Annotated in this window: 13 protein-coding genes and 3 tRNA genes; all 16 read left to right on the top strand. The window is 67.8% G+C overall.

What is annotated here, in order from left to right; all coding sequences use genetic code 11:
• Window positions 1–202 precede the first annotated feature (202 nt).
• Window positions 203–2,731 (top strand): putative bifunctional diguanylate cyclase/phosphodiesterase, encoded by a 2,529-nt coding sequence (locus Voc01_RS01540; protein ID WP_203925396.1) that lies wholly within the window; start codon window positions 203–205, stop codon window positions 2,729–2,731.
• 90 nt (window positions 2,732–2,821) lie between these two features.
• Window positions 2,822–2,894: transfer RNA gene (locus tag Voc01_RS01535), tRNA-Thr, on the top strand.
• A gap of 14 nt (window positions 2,895–2,908) precedes the next feature.
• Window positions 2,909–2,981: transfer RNA gene (locus Voc01_RS01530), tRNA-Met, on the top strand.
• Between the two features lie 61 nt (window positions 2,982–3,042).
• Window positions 3,043–3,210, top strand: coding sequence for a 50S ribosomal protein L33 (gene rpmG / locus Voc01_RS01525; RefSeq protein ID WP_203925395.1), 168 nt, complete (start codon window positions 3,043–3,045; stop codon window positions 3,208–3,210).
• Window positions 3,211–3,299: 89 nt separating this feature from the next.
• The gene (locus tag Voc01_RS01520; protein ID WP_203925394.1) at window positions 3,300–3,746 is read left to right on the top strand and encodes a MaoC family dehydratase N-terminal domain-containing protein; all 447 of its coding nucleotides are present in this window, start codon (window positions 3,300–3,302) and stop codon (window positions 3,744–3,746) included.
• 1 nt (window position 3,747) lies between these two features.
• On the top strand, window positions 3,748–4,155 hold the full coding sequence (locus tag Voc01_RS01515; RefSeq protein WP_203925393.1) for a MaoC family dehydratase: 408 nt from the start codon (window positions 3,748–3,750) through the stop codon (window positions 4,153–4,155).
• A 109-nt stretch (window positions 4,156–4,264) separates the two neighbouring features.
• Window positions 4,265–4,337, top strand: a tRNA-Trp gene (locus Voc01_RS01510).
• Between the two features lie 140 nt (window positions 4,338–4,477).
• Entirely contained in the window at window positions 4,478–5,026 is a 549-nt protein-coding gene (gene secE / locus Voc01_RS01505; RefSeq protein WP_373873772.1) for a preprotein translocase subunit SecE, read from the top strand.
• A gap of 105 nt (window positions 5,027–5,131) precedes the next feature.
• The gene (gene nusG, locus Voc01_RS01500) at window positions 5,132–5,899 is read left to right on the top strand and encodes a transcription termination/antitermination protein NusG (RefSeq protein ID WP_203925451.1); all 768 of its coding nucleotides are present in this window, start codon (window positions 5,132–5,134) and stop codon (window positions 5,897–5,899) included.
• Between the two features lie 82 nt (window positions 5,900–5,981).
• Window positions 5,982–6,413 carry a 50S ribosomal protein L11 gene (gene rplK / locus Voc01_RS01495; RefSeq protein WP_203925392.1) on the top strand — a complete coding sequence of 144 codons (432 nt, stop codon included), beginning with the start codon at window positions 5,982–5,984 and terminating at the stop codon, window positions 6,411–6,413.
• Between the two features lie 64 nt (window positions 6,414–6,477).
• Window positions 6,478–7,197, top strand: a complete 720-nt coding sequence (rplA, locus tag Voc01_RS01490; RefSeq protein ID WP_203925391.1) for a 50S ribosomal protein L1 — start codon at window positions 6,478–6,480, stop codon at window positions 7,195–7,197.
• Window positions 7,198–7,517: 320 nt separating this feature from the next.
• A complete protein-coding gene (gene rplJ / locus Voc01_RS01485) occupies window positions 7,518–8,066 on the top strand; it encodes a 50S ribosomal protein L10 (protein ID WP_203925390.1) in 549 nt (182 codons plus the stop codon).
• Window positions 8,067–8,087: 21 nt separating this feature from the next.
• Complete coding sequence (gene rplL, locus Voc01_RS01480; RefSeq protein WP_203925389.1) at window positions 8,088–8,474, top strand: 50S ribosomal protein L7/L12; 387 nt, start codon at window positions 8,088–8,090, stop codon at window positions 8,472–8,474.
• Window positions 8,475–9,054: 580 nt separating this feature from the next.
• Window positions 9,055–12,483 carry a DNA-directed RNA polymerase subunit beta gene (rpoB, locus tag Voc01_RS01475; protein WP_203925388.1) on the top strand — a complete coding sequence of 1,143 codons (3,429 nt, stop codon included), beginning with the start codon at window positions 9,055–9,057 and terminating at the stop codon, window positions 12,481–12,483.
• Between the two features lie 86 nt (window positions 12,484–12,569).
• Complete coding sequence (locus tag Voc01_RS01470; protein WP_203925387.1) at window positions 12,570–16,484, top strand: DNA-directed RNA polymerase subunit beta'; 3,915 nt, start codon at window positions 12,570–12,572, stop codon at window positions 16,482–16,484.
• A gap of 75 nt (window positions 16,485–16,559) precedes the next feature.
• A complete protein-coding gene (locus Voc01_RS01465) occupies window positions 16,560–16,910 on the top strand; it encodes a hypothetical protein (protein ID WP_239159858.1) in 351 nt (116 codons plus the stop codon).
• The last annotated feature ends 58 nt before the right edge of the window (window positions 16,911–16,968 follow it).

Below are 16,968 nucleotides of genomic sequence, written 5' to 3'. Positions count from 1 at the left end.
AGCCACGCACTATCCGTCGGTTGGTGGTTGCTGGGCTCGCTGCGGCTGCCGTCGCTCTCGGGATTTTCGGCACCATGGCCACTTCCAGCGCGTCGGAATTCGACTGGACGGCACCGCCGGCTAGCCACACCGTGGTCCGCTAGCCCGGAAGGGCCGCGCACCGGGCGTTCGGGGAGGGTGGGTGGTTCGTCCTAGTTCCGGCGTGTCCGCTTCCCCGGTCCGAGCCTGGTTCGTCACGATTCCGCTCGCGGTCTTCGCGGCTTCGCTGACCGTCGCGGTCTTCGTCCATCAGGGTGAGCCGTTCAGTCAACGGGTGATCGGCCCGCCGTTCCTCGTGGGTCTCTTCTGCGTTCTTCTCGTGCTGCCCACGTTCGCGCCATTGCACATCAACGTCCGGCGGACGTCGGTCACCGCATCGGTCACCGAGATGCCGTACGTGCTGGCGTTGTTCTACCTGCCACCGCTCGGTGTGCTGCTGATCCGGGTGGTCGCCGCTGTCGCGGTGCAGTACGTGCGGCGGGCGGGGTGGATCAAGGGCACGTTCAACGTCGCGTCGGCGGCCGCCTGCACGGCCTGCGCCATCGCGGTCATGGTGGCGTTCGCGCAGCCGCGGGACCTCTCGCCGCGGGGCTGGGCGGTCCTCGGGGCCGCGGTGCTCGCCAGCATGGTCATCAACAACCTGGGGCTCACCGCGATCGCCGCGGTGGTGCAGGGCACGGTCGACCTGCGGCAGCTCCTCAACATCTTCGGTCCGCACGCGATCGCCACCTGCGTCAACATCACGCTCGGCCTGGTGACCCTGCTCGCCCTGGACAAGACGCTGTGGTCGGGCCTGCTGCTCGGCTGCCTGGCGGCCGGTCTCATCCTGGTGTACCGCGTCTACACGCGGTTCGTTAACCAGCACACGATCCTCGCCGAGATCCACGAGATCACCCGCGCCACGACAGCCAGCGTCACCGAGGGCCGCCTGGCCGATGTCGCGCTCGGCCGCCTGCGGAGCATGGTGCAGGCCGAGTCGGCGACCATCTGGATGCCGGCCCGCGGCCGGTTCCCCGAGGTGCTGCTCACCGCGACGCTCGACTACCGCGGTCTCCTCGACTCCGCGCCCACGCCGGCCAGCGTGCGGCGCCGGGCGTTCGAGACCGGCGAGGGGGTGATGATCGGCGAGAAGCTCCCGTCGGTCGAGGACACCAGCGACCTGCGTGCCGAGCTCCAGAGCGTGGGGATCAAGGACGTGATCGTGGTGCCGCTCCGGTCCGGAAGCGCGGTCATCGGCACGATCGAGGTGGCTGGCCGGTTGGGCCGCATGTCCCACTTCGACCGCGACGACCTGCGCGTGGTCGAGACGCTCGCGGCGCACATCGGGGTGGCCGTCGAGAACTCCCGCCTGGTCGACCGGCTGCGTTACGACGCCAACTACGACACCCTGACCGGTCTGCCCAACCGGCGGCGGTTGATCAGTGGGCTGAGCGAGGTCATCGGGTCGCGGACGCCCGGTGAGGCGGTCGCCGTCATCCAGTTCGACGTGATCAGCCTGCGCAGCGTGAACGAGTCGCTCGGCCACAAGGCCGGCAACGAGGTGCTCATCGAGGTGGCCAACCGGCTGCGTGCGCTCGCGCCGGCCGCGGCGCTGGTCGCCCGGGTCGGTGGCGACGAGTTCGCCGTGGTGATGCGGGTCGAGGGCGTCGACTCGGCGCTCACGATGGCCGACGAGATCCGCGCCGGCCTGCGCGAGCCGATGGAGTTCGACACGATGGCCGTCGACATCGACACCACCGTCGGGCTCGCCGTGCATCCCGATCACGGCGACGACCCGGAGCTGCTGCTCCAGCGCGCCGACGTCGCCACCCACGCGGCGAAGGTCACCGCCGGCTCGCAGACCTACAACGCCGGCCTCGAGTCGCGGTCGGTGCGCCGGCTCGGGCTCGCCGCCGACCTGCGGCGGGGGTTGGCGAGCAACGAGATCGAGGTCTACTTCCAGCCGAAGGTCGCCCTCGCCGACCGGCGGGTGGTGGGGGTCGAGTGCCTGGCCAGGTGGGAGCACCCGGTGTACGGGCCGGTCACCCCGGAGGACTTCGTGGCGGTGGCCGAGCACACCGGCCAGATCAGCCAGCTCACCGAGCTGGTGCTGCGGCACGGGCTGCGTCGGGCACGCGAGTGGGCCGACGAGGGTCGGGCGCTCGGCGTCGCGGTCAACGTCTCGCCCCGCAGCCTCGCCGACACCCGGTGGCCCGACCAGCTGGCCGCGCTGCTGCACGAGTACGGCGTGGCGCCCGAGCGGCTCACGCTGGAGATCCGCGAAGAGGTGCTGCTCGGCGACCAGACCCGCTCGCTGGAGGCGCTGCGCCGGCTGCGCGTGCTCGGCGTGCGCCTGTCGATCGACGACTTCGGTACCGGCTACTCGTCGCTGGCGCTGCTGCGCCGGCTGCCGATCAACGAGGTCAAGATCGACAAGCTGTTCGTGCAGGGCATGGCCACCGACGCGGCCGACCTGGCGATCGTGCGGGCGGTGGTCGACCTGTCCCGCCGCTTCGACCTCGCGGTGGTCGCGGAGGGCGTGGAGAGCGAGCTGACGCTGGCCAAGCTCGAAGAGATCGGGTGTGACCTGGGGCAGGGCTTCCTGTTCAGCCGGCCGTTGCCCGACGAGCGGCTCGACGCGTGGCTGGCGGCGCGCACCGAGGCGCAGCCCGCGAAGGGCGGCGAGGTCCGCTGGCTGCGGGCGGTTCCCTGACGTCTCGGGTAAGTCGATTTCGTGCCCGGCTGGAGGGCGTGTACTCTTACCTGGCGCGTGCGGAGGGCTCATGCCCCGAAGTCGTACGACGCCCCCTTAGCTCAGTCGGCAGAGCGTCTCCATGGTAAGGAGAAGGTCTACGGTTCGATTCCGTAAGGGGGCTCCGGGTTAACCCTCGGCGGTGTAGCTCAGATGGCAGAGCAAGCGGCTCATAATCGCTGTGTCGCCGGTTCAAGTCCGGCCACCGCTACATTTACTGGTGGCAGATTCACACCCAGAAGGTCGTTCAGAAGGTAGAGAGGCACCCCGCCGTGGCCAAGTCGACTGACATCCGTCCGAAGATCACGATGGCGTGTGTCGAGTGCAAGAACCGGAACTACATCACCAAGAAGAACCGGCGTAACGATCCCGACCGGATGGAGCTGAAGAAGTTCTGCCCGAAGTGCGGGAAGCACACCGCGCACCGCGAGACCCGGTAGCTGCACCGCGAAGCCCGGTAGCTACAGCATCGGATCTTTCCGGCCGGCCGCTCGCTGAACGCGAGAGGCCGGCCGGTATTTTTCTGGGCATGGCGCTGAACATGGCCTACGAGGGCCGCACCTTCCCTCCCACCGAGCCGTACCGGGTCGGTCGGGAGAAGATCCGGGAGTTCGCCGACGCGATCGGCGCCACCGACGCGGCGTACCGCGACCCGGCCGCGGCGCGGGCCCTCGGCCACCCCGACGTCATCGCCCCACCGACGTTCCCGATGGTGATCACGATGCCGGCCAGCCGCCTGATCACCGACGATCCCGACCTCGGCCTCGACTACGGCCGCATGGTGCACGGTGACCAGCGCTTCTCGTACGTCCGGCCGGTCGTCGCCGGCGACGAGCTCACCTGCGTGACCCACATCGAGAAGCTCACCAGCCGGGCCGGGCTCGACTCGGTCTCGCTGCGGCTGGAGATCACCACGACCGACGGCGACCCGGTGGTCACCGCGTGGTCGAAGCTCGTCGCGCGACAGGCGGTCTGAGATGGCTCTGGAACCCGGTGCCGACCTTCCGGCGCAGACGTTCGTGGTCACGCGGGCCGACCTGGTCCGCTACGCCGGCGCGTCCCTCGACTTCAACCCGATCCACTGGAGTGAGCGCATCGCCGCCAAGGCGGGTCTGCCTGGAATCATCGCCCACGGCATGTACACGATGGCGCTGGTCGGCCGCGCGGTCACCCAGTGGGCCGGCGACCCGGCGGCGGTGCGGGAGCTGAGTGTGCGGTTCACCCGTCCGGTGGTGGTTCCCGACGACGACGCGGGTGTCGAGGTCACGGTCTCCGGGCGGGTCGCGGGGGAGACCGACGACGGCGGCGTCAAGATCGAGGTGACCGCCGTGAGCGGCGGCGAGAAGGTCCTCGGAGCGGCCCGGGCGGTCGTCCGCCGCGGCTGACGGTGGCCCAGTTGGGGATATGGAGGGTCAACCCGTACACTTGTCGCCCGTGGGTTGATTGACCCTTCCTTGGCCTGTCCAGGGTCGGGTTCGATCGGTCCGCGAACCAAGGGGTGTGGCGCAATTGGCAGCGCAGCGGTCTCCAAAACCGCAGGTTGCAGGTTCGAGTCCTGTCGCCCCTGCGCCGATGATGTACACGCGTCCCGCGTGAGGTTGAGATCGACGGACCTGCGGGTCGGCGTCGCTGGCTGAAGCGCCCAGCGCGGCTGTAGTGCTCGGCGGTCGAGTCGGGACGTCCACTGCGAGGCACGGAGAGGTTGAATTGGCCGACAGGAAGCGGCGCGGCGAAGACGACCGCCTCGACGAGTTCGACGACGAGGCCGCGGTTGACGAGGACCTCGCCGACGACGAGCTGGATGACGACGACTTCGACATCGACGAAGACGACTACGAAGACGATGACGAAGACGATGACGATGATGAAGACGCGGACGAACCGGTGGCGGCCCGCTCGGGCGCGCGCGGCCGGGGCGCCAGTCTGACCAAGACAAAGAGCAAGGACAAGGTAGACGCCAAGTCCAACACCAAGCCCGGAACGAAGGGGCGGTCCACCCGCCCCGGCGACAAGAAGTCGACGAAGTCGAAGTCGGGCGACCGCCCGAACATCTTCGGCCGCTTTGTTAACTTCGTCCGGGAAGTGGTCGCCGAACTCCGCAAGGTCATCTGGCCGACCCGGAAAGAGCTGTTGACGTACACGGCCGTGGTCGTGCTGTTCGTCGCATTGATGCTGACGATCGTCGCCGGTCTCGACTGGGTCTTCGCCAAGGGCGTGCTGTGGGTCTTCGGCGATGCCGAGGCGGCGGCGGAGTAGACATAGATGACAGACACGAACGAGTACGACGACAACCGTCCGGCCGGTGGCTCGGCGGGTGTCACCACCCACGATCCGTTCGGGGAGCTGGCTGCCCGGTCCGAGATGGCCCGGTCCGAGGCGGCCGAGGTCGCCGACTCCGACGAGCCCGATGAGGTACAGCTCGGCCAGTCCGAGGGTGCCGAGCCCGAGGCCCAGTCCGAGGCTGCCCAGTCCGAACCTGTCCAGTCCGAGCCCGCCCAGCCTGAGGCCACCCAGTCCGAGCCCGCTCCCGACGAGCCCCCGGTCGACCCGGCCGCCGAGCTGCGGCAGGCGCTGCGGTTCGCCCCCGGCGACTGGTACGTGATCCACTCGTACGCGGGGTACGAGAACAAGGTCAAGACCAACCTCGAGACCCGGATCACCAGCCTCGACATGGAGGATTACATCTACCAGGTGGAGGTTCCCACCCGGGAAGAGGTCGAGGTCAAGGGCGGCAAGCGCCAGCAGGTCCAGAACAAGGTCTTCCCGGGCTACATCCTGGTCCGGATGGAGCTCACCGCCGAGTCCTACTCCTGCGTGCGCAACACGCCCGGGGTCACGGGCTTCGTCGGCGCCACCGACCGGGCCGACCGGCCCGCGCCGTTGTCGCTCGACGAGGTGCTGAAGTGGCTCGCGCCGGCGGCGCCGCAGAAGGACACGAAGAAGGCCGAGATCAAGGTCCTCGACTTCGAGGTGGGCGACTCGGTGACGGTCACCGAGGGCGCGTTCGCCTCGCTGCACGGCACGATCGCCGAGATCAACGCCGACCAGCAGAAGCTGAAGGTGCAGGTGTCGATCTTCGGTCGGGAGACCCCGGTCGAGCTCACCTTCAACATGGTCTCCAAGATCTGATCGACGGAGATTCAGCAGTTCCATCAGCCCGGTGCGTCCTGCGCCGGGCTGACCAGCCCAGAAGGAAAGACGTCACACAGCCATGCCTCCGAAGAAGAAGCTCGTCAAGACCTTCACGCTTCAGCTGCCGGCAGGCCAGGCCACTCCGGCTCCGCCGGTTGGCCCGGCACTGGGCCAGCACGGCGTGAACATCATGGAGTTCGTCAAGCAGTACAACGCCTCGACGGAGTCCATGCGCGGCGACATCGTGCCCGCGCAGATCAGCGTGTTCGAGGACCGGTCGTTCCAGTTCATCCTGAAGACGCCGCCGGCCGCGCAGCTGCTGATCAAGGCCGCCGGTGTCCAGAAGGGCTCCGGCACGCCGCAGTCGGCCAAGGTCGGCGCCATCAGCAAGGAGCAGCTGCGCGAGATCGCGCAGAAGAAGATGGCCGACCTGAACGCCAACGACATCGAGGCCGCCGAGAAGATCATCTCGGGTACCGCGCGCTCGATGGGCATCACGATCAAGGACTGATCGACCAGTAGTCATCGTGGGAGGGCGCGCGTGCGCCCGCCAGACACCACAGGAGCTTGAAGAAATGGCGCAACGCAGCAAGAACTACCGCAAGGTCGCCGAGCAGGTCGACCGCTCGGCGCTGTACAGCCCGGCCGACGCCGTGAAGCTGGCCAAGGACACCACCACCGTCAAGTTCGACCCCACCGTCGAGGTGGCGTTCCGGCTGGGCATCGACCCGCGGAAGGCCGACCAGACGGTCCGGGGCACGGTCAACCTCCCGCACGGCACCGGCAAGACCGCCCGCGTGATCGTGTTCGCGGCCGCCGCGAAGGCCGCCGAGGCCGAGGCCGCCGGCGCCGACGTGGTCGGCACCGACGAGCTGGTCGCCCGCATCCAGGAGGGCTGGCTCGACTTCGACGCCGCCATCGCCACGCCCGACCAGATGGCCAAGATCGGTCGGATCGCGCGGATTCTGGGCCCGCGCGGCCTGATGCCGAACCCGAAGACGGGCACCGTGACGATGGACGTCACCAAGGCGGTCACCGACATCAAGGGCGGGAAGATCACCTTCCGCAACGACAAGCACGCCAACGTCCACCTGATCATCGGCAAGGCGAGCTTCTCCGACGCGCAGCTGATCGACAACTACGCCGCCGTGCTGGAGGAGATCCTCCGGATCAAGCCCTCGGCCGCCAAGGGCAAGTACCTGAGGAAGGTCTTCCTGACGACCACCATGGGCCCGGGCATCCCGGTCGACCCGAACCAGACCCGCAACCTCCGCGGCGAAGAGGTTCCGGCGTAACAAGCGGTATCACGAGGGGCGGTCGGCCAGGTGCCGGCCGCCCTTCGCCGTGTCCGGAGCGGATTTGGTGCGGGGCGTCACGGTCGCGTACTCTTGCCGCGAAGTTCAATCCGAAGACCGCTGGTCCCCACGGTTCACCCCGTGGGCGAAGGTCCCGCTGCGAGGCGGGCGGCCCGCGCAGGATGGACGGTCAGCGTCACCGGCTCGCGGTTCCCACAAGTCCGCAACGCCCTGATCGCCCCGTGCGCCCTGCGCCGGGGCGTCTCTCGTTCACGGGGTCCTTCGAAGGACCAGCCCCGAGGTAACGAGAGAGGAGGGACATGACGGACAAGCCGGTTCGGGCCGACAAGGCCACCGCCGTTGCCGAGCTCAGTGACGCGTTCCGCGAGTCGTCGGCGACGCTGCTCACCGAGTACCGCGGTCTCACGGTCGCGCAGCTCAAGGAGCTCAGGCGGTCACTTGGCCAGACGACCACCTACGCGGTGGCGAAGAACACGCTGGCCAAGCGTGCGGCGTCGGAGGCGGGCATCGCCGGTCTCGACGATTTGTTCAGTGGTCCCACCGCGCTCGCCTTCGTCTCCGGTGACCCGGTGGAGGCGGCCAAGGGTCTGCGCGACTTCGCGAAGACCAACCCGCTGCTGGTGATCAAGGGCGGTGTCTTCGAGGGCAAGACGGTGACGGCGGACGAGGTCCGTCAGCTCGCCGACCTCGAGTCCCGTGAGGTGCTGCTGGCGAAGCTCGCCGGCGCGATGAAGGCGAACCTGAGCAAGGCGGCGGCCACGTTCCAGGCCCCGCTCACCCAGATGGCCAGGCTGGCCGCGGCTCTGCAGGAGAAGCAGGGCGGCGCCGCCGAGGCTCCGGCCGAGTAAGACGCGAGAAGAGGAAACACCATGGCGAAGCTCAGCACCTCCGAGCTGCTCGACGCGTTCAAGGAGATGACGCTGATCGAGCTCTCGGAGTTCATCAAGGAGTTCGAGACCCAGTTCGACGTCAAGGCCGCGGCCCCGGTCGCGGTTGCCGCCGCCGCCGGTGGCGGTGCCGCCGCTGTCCCCGACGTCGAGGAGAAGGACGAGTTCGACGTCGTCCTCGAGTCGGACGGTGGCAAGAAGATCCAGGTCATCAAGGTCGTGCGTGAGCTGACCGGCCTGGGCCTGAAGGAGGCCAAGGACACCGTCGAGGCCGCCCCCAAGGCGATCCTGGAGAAGGTCAACAAGGAGACCGCCGACAAGGCCAAGGAGAAGCTCGAGGCCGAGGGCGCGAAGGTCACCCTGAAGTAAAGATCATGCCGAATGGGGCGGGTGCCGTGAGGCGCCCGCCCTTCTTCGTCTCCGGCGGACAGTGGCGCGGTCCGTCCGATTTAATGTATTTTGTGGGTCGGGAGTTGGATCGTGCGCGGCGTGGTCGGCCGGTAACACTTGACGGGGTGACCACGGGTTAGGCACGCTGAACCAGCACTACTCTCGACCGTGGAACAGCAACCCACGCCACGGATGCGTCGGCCTTACCGCCGCCGCCGGGAGCGCCTCCGACGAGGGGCCGGCACCACGTTCGGTGCCGGAACGAGACCTCCGGAGTTGCGTCCCGCCGGTGAGCCGGACCCGCATCCGGGAGGGAATGCCAGGCCGCCACCTGCGGTTATGGCTTCTGCGGCGCGTGCCGCGGGCCTCTTTGAGGTCCGGGCAAAATAGTTGTGCACTCCGGCTTGTCAGAGCCGGGTATCGCCGCTACAGTGTTAGATTGCGCTGTCTTCCGACTTGAACCCTGCCTGCACTCGTTTAGCAACGGTTGCTCACATCAGGGCCCGTCGGTATGCACGCGAAACGGTCGTAGCACCACCGGTCCTCGGAAGGACGCATCTTGGCAGCTTCCCGCCCTGCGAAGACCATCAGTTCGTCTAGCGCATTCGCACCACGCCGGGTTTCATTCGGCCGCATCACGGAGCACCTCGAGGTACCCAACCTCCTTGCCATCCAAACCGAGTCGTTCGACTGGTTGGTGGGCAACGAGGCCTGGCAGGCCCGTTCCTCCGGTGATTCGCACGCCCGTTCCGGGCTGGCCGAGATTCTTGACGAGATCAGTCCCATCGAGGACTTCTCCGGCACGATGTCGCTGTCGTTCTCCGCGCCGCGCTTCGACGAGGTCAAGGCCTCGATCGAGGAGTGCAAGGAGAAGGATCTGACGTACTGCGCCCCGCTGTTCGTGACCGCGGAGTTCACCAACCACACGACTGGCGAGATCAAGAGCCAGACGGTGTTCATGGGTGACTTCCCGATGATGACCCCGAAGGGGACGTTCATCATCAACGGCACCGAGCGGGTCGTGGTGAGTCAGCTCGTCCGGTCTCCGGGCGTGTACTTCGACAAGACGCCGGACAAGACCTCCGACCGGGACCTGACCAACGTCAGGGTCATCCCGTCGCGCGGTGCGTGGCTCGAGTTCGACATCGACAAGCGCGACACCGTGGGTGTCCGGGTCGACCGTAAGCGTCGGCAGGCCGTCACGGTCCTGCTCAAGGCGATCGGTTGGACGGCCGAGCGGATCCGTGAGCGCTTCGGTTGGTCGGAACTGATGATGACCACCCTGGAGAAGGACCACATCGCCGGCCAGGACGAGGCGCTGCTGGACATCTACCGCAAGCTGCGCCCCGGCGAGCCGCCGACCCGCGAGAACGCACAGACCCTGCTCGACAACCTCTTCTTCAACCCGAAGAGGTACGACGTCGCCAAGGTCGGGCGTTACAAGATCAACAAGAAGCTCGAGGTCGACGTTCCGATCACCACGGGCGTCCTGTCCGAAGACGACATCGTCTCCACCGTCGAGTACCTCTGCCGGCTGCACGCCGGTGAGGAGGGCTACGAGGCCGACGACATCGACCACTTCGGCAACCGTCGTCTGCGCACGGTCGGCGAGCTCATCCAGAACCAGGTCCGCGTCGGCCTGTCCCGGATGGAGCGCGTCGTCCGCGAGCGGATGACCACGCAGGACGTCGAGGCGATCACGCCGCAGACCCTGATCAACATCCGCCCGGTGGTGGCGGCGATCAAGGAGTTCTTCGGCACCTCGCAGCTGTCGCAGTTCATGGACCAGACCAACCCTCTGGCGGGTCTCACCCACCGTCGGCGCCTCAGCGCGCTCGGCCCGGGTGGTCTGTCCCGTGAGCGGGCCGGCTTCGAGGTCCGTGACGTGCACCCGTCGCACTACGGCCGGATGTGTCCGATCGAGACCCCGGAAGGCCCGAACATCGGCCTCATCGGTGCGCTCTCGACCTTCGGGCGGGTCAACCCGTTCGGGTTCATCGAGACGCCGTACCGCAAGGTCGTCGACGGCAAGGTCACCGACCAGATCGACTACCTGACCGCCGACGAGGAGGACCGTTACATCAAGGCGCAGGCCAACGCGCCGCTGATGAGCGACGGTAGCTTCGCCGAGTCGCGCGTCCTGGTCCGCCGGAAGGGCGGTGAGGTCGACAACGTCGCCGGTGCCGAGGTCGACTACATGGACGTCTCGCCGCGCCAGATGGTGTCGGTCGCGACCGCCATGATCCCGTTCCTCGAGCACGACGACGCCAACCGGGCACTGATGGGCGCGAACATGCAGCGCCAGGCGGTGCCGCTGGTCAAGGCCGAGTCGCCGCTGGTCGGTACGGGCATGGAGTACCGCGCCGCGGTCGACGCGGGTGACGTCGTGGTCGCCGAGGCCGGTGGCGTGGTCGAGGACCTGTGCGCCGACTACGTGACGGTGCACCAGGACGACGGCCACCGTCGGACCTACCTCCTGCACAAGTTCCGCCGCTCCAACGCCGGCTCCTGCGTCAACCAGAAGCCGGTCGTCTTCGAGGGCGACCGCGTCGAGGCCGGCCAGGTCATCGCCGACGGTCCCTGCACCGACGAGGGCGAGATGGCGCTCGGACGCAACCTGCTGGTCGCGTTCATGTGCTGGGAGGGCCACAACTACGAAGACGCGATCATCCTCAGCCAGCGGCTGGTGCAGAACGACGTCCTGACCTCGATCCACATCTCGGAGCACGAGGTCGACGCCCGCGACACCAAGCTGGGTCCGGAGGAGATCACCCGCGACATCCCGAACGTCAGCGAGGAGATGCTGGCCGACCTCGACGAGCGCGGAATCATCCGCATCGGCGCCGAGGTCGTCACCGGCGACATCCTGGTCGGCAAGGTCACGCCCAAGGGCGAGACCGAGCTGACCCCGGAGGAGCGCCTGCTGCGCGCGATCTTCGGCGAGAAGGCCCGCGAGGTCCGTGACACGAGCCTCAAGGTCCCGCACGGCGAGACCGGCACGGTCATCGGGGTCCGCACGTTCAGCCGCGACGACGGCGACGAGCTGTCGCCCGGCGTCAACGAGCTGGTGCGCGTCTACGTGGCCCAGAAGCGGAAGATCCAGGACGGCGACAAGCTCGCCGGCCGCCACGGCAACAAGGGCGTCATCGCCAAGATCCTGCCGGCCGAGGACATGCCGTTCCTCGAAGACGGGACCCCGGTCGACATCGTTCTCAACCCGCTCGGCGTGCCGAGCCGGATGAACGTCGGTCAGGTGCTGGAGACGCACCTGGGCTGGGTGGCGAAGCGCGGATGGAACGTCGAGGGTGACGACGACTGGCAGCGTGCGCTGAAGGCGATCGGTGCCCACGAGTCGCCGCCGGACAGCAACGTGGCCACGCCGGTCTTCGACGGCGCCAAGGAGGAGGAGATCACCGGTCTTCTCGCCTCGACGCTGCCGAACCGCGACGGCCAGCGGCTGGTCGGTGCCTCGGGCAAGGCCCAGCTGTTCGACGGTCGTTCCGGGGAGCCGTTCCCGGACCCGATCGCGGTCGGCTACATCTACATCCTGAAGCTGAACCACCTGGTCGACGACAAGATCCACGCGCGGTCGACCGGTCCGTACTCGATGATCACGCAGCAGCCGCTGGGTGGTAAGGCGCAGTTCGGTGGTCAGCGCTTCGGTGAGATGGAGTGCTGGGCGATGCAGGCCTACGGCGCGGCCTACGCGCTGCAGGAGCTGCTGACGATCAAGTCCGACGACGTGCTCGGCCGGGTGAAGGTCTACGAGGCCATCGTCAAGGGCGAGAACATCCCGGAGCCGGGCATCCCCGAGTCCTTCAAGGTTCTCCTGAAGGAGCTCCAGAGCCTCTGCCTCAACGTGGAGGTCCTGAGCAGCGACGGCGTCGCGCTCGAGATGCGCGAGACCGACGACGAGGTGTTCCGCGCGGCCGAGGAACTTGGTATCGATCTCTCCCGCCGGGAGCCGAGCAGCGTTGAAGAGGTCTAGGCAGGCGGTTCCGGGGGCTACGGCCCCCGGGACCACCCCTGGTCAGGCTTGTACCGCGACTTGCGACGCGCAGTAAGGAATACAGAGTGCTCGACGTCAACTTCTTTGACGAGCTGCGAATTGGCCTGGCGACGGCTGACGACATCCGCCAGTGGTCGCACGGTGAAGTGAAGAAGCCGGAAACCATCAACTACCGCACCCTCAAGCCGGAGAAGGACGGGCTCTTCTGCGAGAAGATCTTCGGTCCCACCCGCGACTGGGAGTGCTACTGCGGCAAGTACAAGCGCGTCCGCTTCAAGGGCATCATCTGCGAGCGGTGCGGCGTCGAGGTCACTCGGGCCAAGGTGCGTCGTGAGCGGATGGGCCACATCGAGCTGGCCGCGTCCGTCACGCACATCTGGTACTTCAAGGGTGTTCCGAGCCGCCTGGGCTACCTGCTCGACCTGGCGCCCAAGGACCTCGAGAAGATCATCTACTTCGCGTCGTACGTGATCACCAGCGTCGACACCGAGGCGCGGCAGCGCGACATGCCGACGATCGAGAGCGAGATCGCGGCCGAGAAGCGCCAGGCCGAGAACGCCCGCGACGCCGAGATCGACAAGCGCGCGAAGAAGCTCGAGACCGACCTCGCCGAGCTCGAGGCCGAGGGCGCGAAGAGCGACGTGCGCCGCAAGGTCAAGGAGTCGGGCGAGCGCGAGATGCGCCAGATCCGTGACCGGGCGCAGCGCGAGATCGACCGTCTCGACGAGGTGCTCGACACCTTCCGCAAGCTCGACCCGAAGCAGCTGGTCACCGACGAGCTGCTCTACCGCGAGCTGCGCGACCGGTTCGGTTCGCACTTCACCGGCGGCATGGGCGCCGAGGCGATCAAGGCCCTCCTGGAGAACCTCGACCTCGACAACGAGGCCGAGCTGCTCCGCGAGACGATCCGCAGCGGCAAGGGTCAGCGCAAGATCCGTGCCCTGAAGCGCCTCAAGGTCGTCGCGGCGTTCCTCAACACGCAGAACTCGCCGCTGGGCATGGTGCTCGACTGCGTTCCGGTCATCCCGCCGGACCTGCGCCCGATGGTGCAGCTCGACGGTGGCCGCTTCGCGACGAGCGACCTGAACGACCTGTACCGCCGCGTGATCAACCGGAACAACCGGCTCAAGCGGCTGATCGACCTCGGCGCGCCCGAGATCATCGTCAACAACGAGAAGCGGATGCTCCAGGAGGCCGTCGACGCGCTGTTCGACAACGGCCGCCGCGGACGCCCGGTCACCGGTCCCGGTAACCGGCCGCTGAAGTCGCTGTCCGACATGCTCAAGGGCAAGCAGGGCCGGTTCCGTCAGAACCTGCTCGGCAAGCGCGTCGACTACTCGGGTCGTTCGGTGATCGTCGTCGGTCCGCAGCTGAAGCTGCACCAGTGCGGTCTGCCCAAGCAGATGGCGCTGGAGCTCTTCAAGCCGTTCGTGATGAAGCGGCTGGTCGACCTCAACCACGCCCAGAACATCAAGTCGGCCAAGCGCATGGTCGAGCGCCAGCGCCCGGTCGTGTGGGACGTGCTGGAAGAGGTCATCGCCGAGCACCCGGTGCTGCTCAACCGCGCACCGACCCTGCACCGGCTGGGCATCCAGGCGTTCGAGCCGCAGCTGGTCGAGGGCAAGGCGATCCAGATCCACCCGCTCGTCTGCACCGCGTTCAACGCGGACTTCGACGGCGACCAGATGGCGGTCCACGTGCCGCTGTCGGCCGAGGCGCAGGCCGAGGCCCGGATCCTCATGCTGTCGAGCAACAACATCCTCAAGCCGGCCGACGGCAAGCCGGTCACCATGCCCACCCAGGACATGGTCATCGGCCTGTACCACCTCACGCACCAGCGTGACGGTGTCGACGGCGAGGGTCGCGTGTTCGCGTCCGACGCCGAGGCCCGGATGGCGTTCGACAACGGCGAGCTGCACCTGCAGGCCAAGGTCCGGATCCGGCTGCACGAGCTGATCGGGGTCGACAACGGTGCCGGCAAGCCGGCCTGGGAGCAGCCCGAGGGCTGGGAGCTGGGCCAGTCGGCGATCGTCGAGACCACGCTCGGGCGCGTCCTCTTCAACGAGACGCTGCCGCGCGGGTACCGCTACGTGAACTACGAGATCCGCAAGGGTCAGCTGTCGGCGATCGTCAACGACCTCGCCGAGCGCTTCCCGAAGGTGGCGCTGGCCGCCACCCTCGACGCCCTCAAGGAGGCCGGTTTCCACTGGGCCACCTGGTCGGGCGTCACGATCGGCATCGAAGACGTCGTCCAGCCGCCGAACAAGAAGGCGATCCTGGAGCGTCACGAGAAGGAAGCCGAGCGGATCGACAAGCAGTACCAGCGTGGTCTGATGACCGCCGAGGAGCGTCGAGGCGAGCTCATCGAGGTCTGGACCAAGGCGACGAACGAGGTCGCCAAGGAGATGGAGACGGCCCTGCCGCAGGAGGGCCCGCTGTGGAAGATGATCCACTCGGGCGCCCGCGGTAACCTGCTCCAGCTCCGGCAGATCTCGGCCATCCGTGGTCTGGTGGCCAACCCGAAGGGCGAGATCATCCCGCGGCCGATCAAGGCGTCGTTCCGCGAGGGTCTCACCGTGCTGGAGTACTTCATCTCCACGCACGGTGCCCGCAAGGGTCTGGCCGACACCGCGCTGCGTACCGCCGACTCGGGTTACCTGACCCGGCGTCTGGTCGACGTGTCGCAGGACGTGATCATCCGCGAGGAGGACTGCGGCACCGAGCGGGCCATCCCGATGCCCATCGCCCAGCGCGACAAGGACACCGGCGAGCTGGTCCGTCTCGACGACGCGCTGGTCGTGCACGAGTTCGCCGAGACGAGCACGCACGCCCGCACGATCGCCGACGACATCAAGGACCAGAGCGGCACCGTCGTCGTCGCGCGGGGATCGGACCTCAACACGATCCTCGTCGACAAGATCGTCGCGGCCGGGGTCGACCAGATCCGGGTGCGCAGCGTTCTGACGTGCGAGTCGAAGCTGGGCGTCTGCGCGGCCTGCTACGGCCGTTCGCTGCCGACCGGCAAGACCGTCGACGTCGGCGAGGCGGTCGGCATCATCGCCGCCCAGTCGATCGGTGAGCCGGGTACGCAGCTGACGATGCGTACCTTCCACACCGGTGGTGTCGCGGGTGAGGACATCACCCAGGGTCTGCCGCGTGTCCAGGAGATCTTCGAGGCGCGGGTGCCGAAGGGTATGGCCCCGATCGCGGAGATGACCGGTCGCATCCGGATCGAAGACGCCGAGCGGTCGCGGAAGATCATCGTGATCCCCGACGACGGCAGCGAGGAGATCGTCTACGACAAGATCTCCAAGCGTGTGCGCCTGCGGGTGCACGACGGCGGCCACGTCCAGGTGGGCGAGAAGCTCACGGAGGGCACGATCAACCCGCACGAACTGCTGCGCGTGCTGGGCCCCCGGGCGGTGCAGGTGCACCTCACCCAGGAGGTCCAGGAGGTGTACCGCTCGCAGGGTGTGCTCATCCACGACAAGCACATCGAGATCATCATCCGGCAGATGCTCAAGCGGGTGACGGTCATCGACTCCGGCTCCACCGAGTTCCTGCCCGGCCTGCTGGTCGACCGGGCGCAGTTCGAGGCGGAGAACCGTCGTCTGGTCGCCGAGGGCGGCGAGCCGGCGGCCGGTCGTCCGGTGCTCATGGGTATCACCAAGGCGTCGCTCGCCACCGACTCCTGGCTGTCGGCGGCGTCGTTCCAGGAGACGACCCGCGTCCTCACCGACGCGGCGATCCACGCCCGGAGCGACTCGCTGATCGGTCTCAAGGAGAACGTGATCATCGGTAAGCTCATCCCGGCCGGTACCGGTATCAACAAGTACCGCGCGGTCCGGGTCGAGCCGACCGAGGAGGCGAAGGCCAAGGTCTACTCGATGACCGGGTACCCGGAGGCCGACTACGGCTTCGGGCCGGCCAGCGGGCACGCCGTCCCGCTGGACGACTTCGACCTGGGGTCGTTCCGCTAAGGAGCAACAGCAAGGCAACGAGGGGCGTCGCGGTCGCGGCGCCCCTCGCGCTTGTCACCGGTTAGAGTCGGACGCGTGACCCAAGCGCCGGCCCCGCAGCAACCCCTGCGGCACCCCGCCGACCCCGATCCCATGCGGTCGAGCAAGGCCACCGCGGTGTACCTGCTCGGCATCGCCGCGGTGATCACCGGCCCGTTCGTCGGCGGCGTCATTCCCGGCACGATCGCGCTGCTGCTGGCCCGGGAGGTGCGGTCGGACCTGCACGCGGCCGGCGGCTACCTGATCGGCACCAGCCGCTTCCAGCGCGGCGTACGCATGGCCTGGGCCGGCATCGTGTTCGCGATCGCGGCGATCGTGCTGCTCACCGTGCGCGGCCTGTACCTGTGGGCACAGACCGGCTCGGTCGACTTCAGCAACACGAACTAGTGTCCTGAGTCGCAGGTTCGCGCGCAGTCATGGATTGGGCAAAGCCGGCATTTAGCCT

It is taken from the genome of Virgisporangium ochraceum (assembly GCF_016863655.1).
Classification (GTDB): Bacteria; Actinomycetota; Actinomycetes; order Mycobacteriales; family Micromonosporaceae; genus Virgisporangium; species Virgisporangium ochraceum.
The sequence above is the reverse complement of the archived record's forward strand: the minus strand, read 5'-3'. Positions and strand labels throughout refer to the sequence as shown.

Coding starts and splice junctions, on each gene's coding strand:
- Voc01_RS01520 (WP_203925394.1), top strand. CDS start 3,300: ATGGCGCTGAACATGGCCTACGAGGGCCGCACCTTCCCTCCCACCGAG.
- Voc01_RS01515 (WP_203925393.1), top strand. CDS start 3,748: ATGGCTCTGGAACCCGGTGCCGACCTTCCGGCGCAGACGTTCGTGGTC.
- nusG (WP_203925451.1), top strand. CDS start 5,132: ATGGCCCGGTCCGAGGCGGCCGAGGTCGCCGACTCCGACGAGCCCGAT.
- rplK (WP_203925392.1), top strand. CDS start 5,982: ATGCCTCCGAAGAAGAAGCTCGTCAAGACCTTCACGCTTCAGCTGCCG.
- rplA (WP_203925391.1), top strand. CDS start 6,478: ATGGCGCAACGCAGCAAGAACTACCGCAAGGTCGCCGAGCAGGTCGAC.
- rplJ (WP_203925390.1), top strand. CDS start 7,518: ATGACGGACAAGCCGGTTCGGGCCGACAAGGCCACCGCCGTTGCCGAG.
- rplL (WP_203925389.1), top strand. CDS start 8,088: ATGGCGAAGCTCAGCACCTCCGAGCTGCTCGACGCGTTCAAGGAGATG.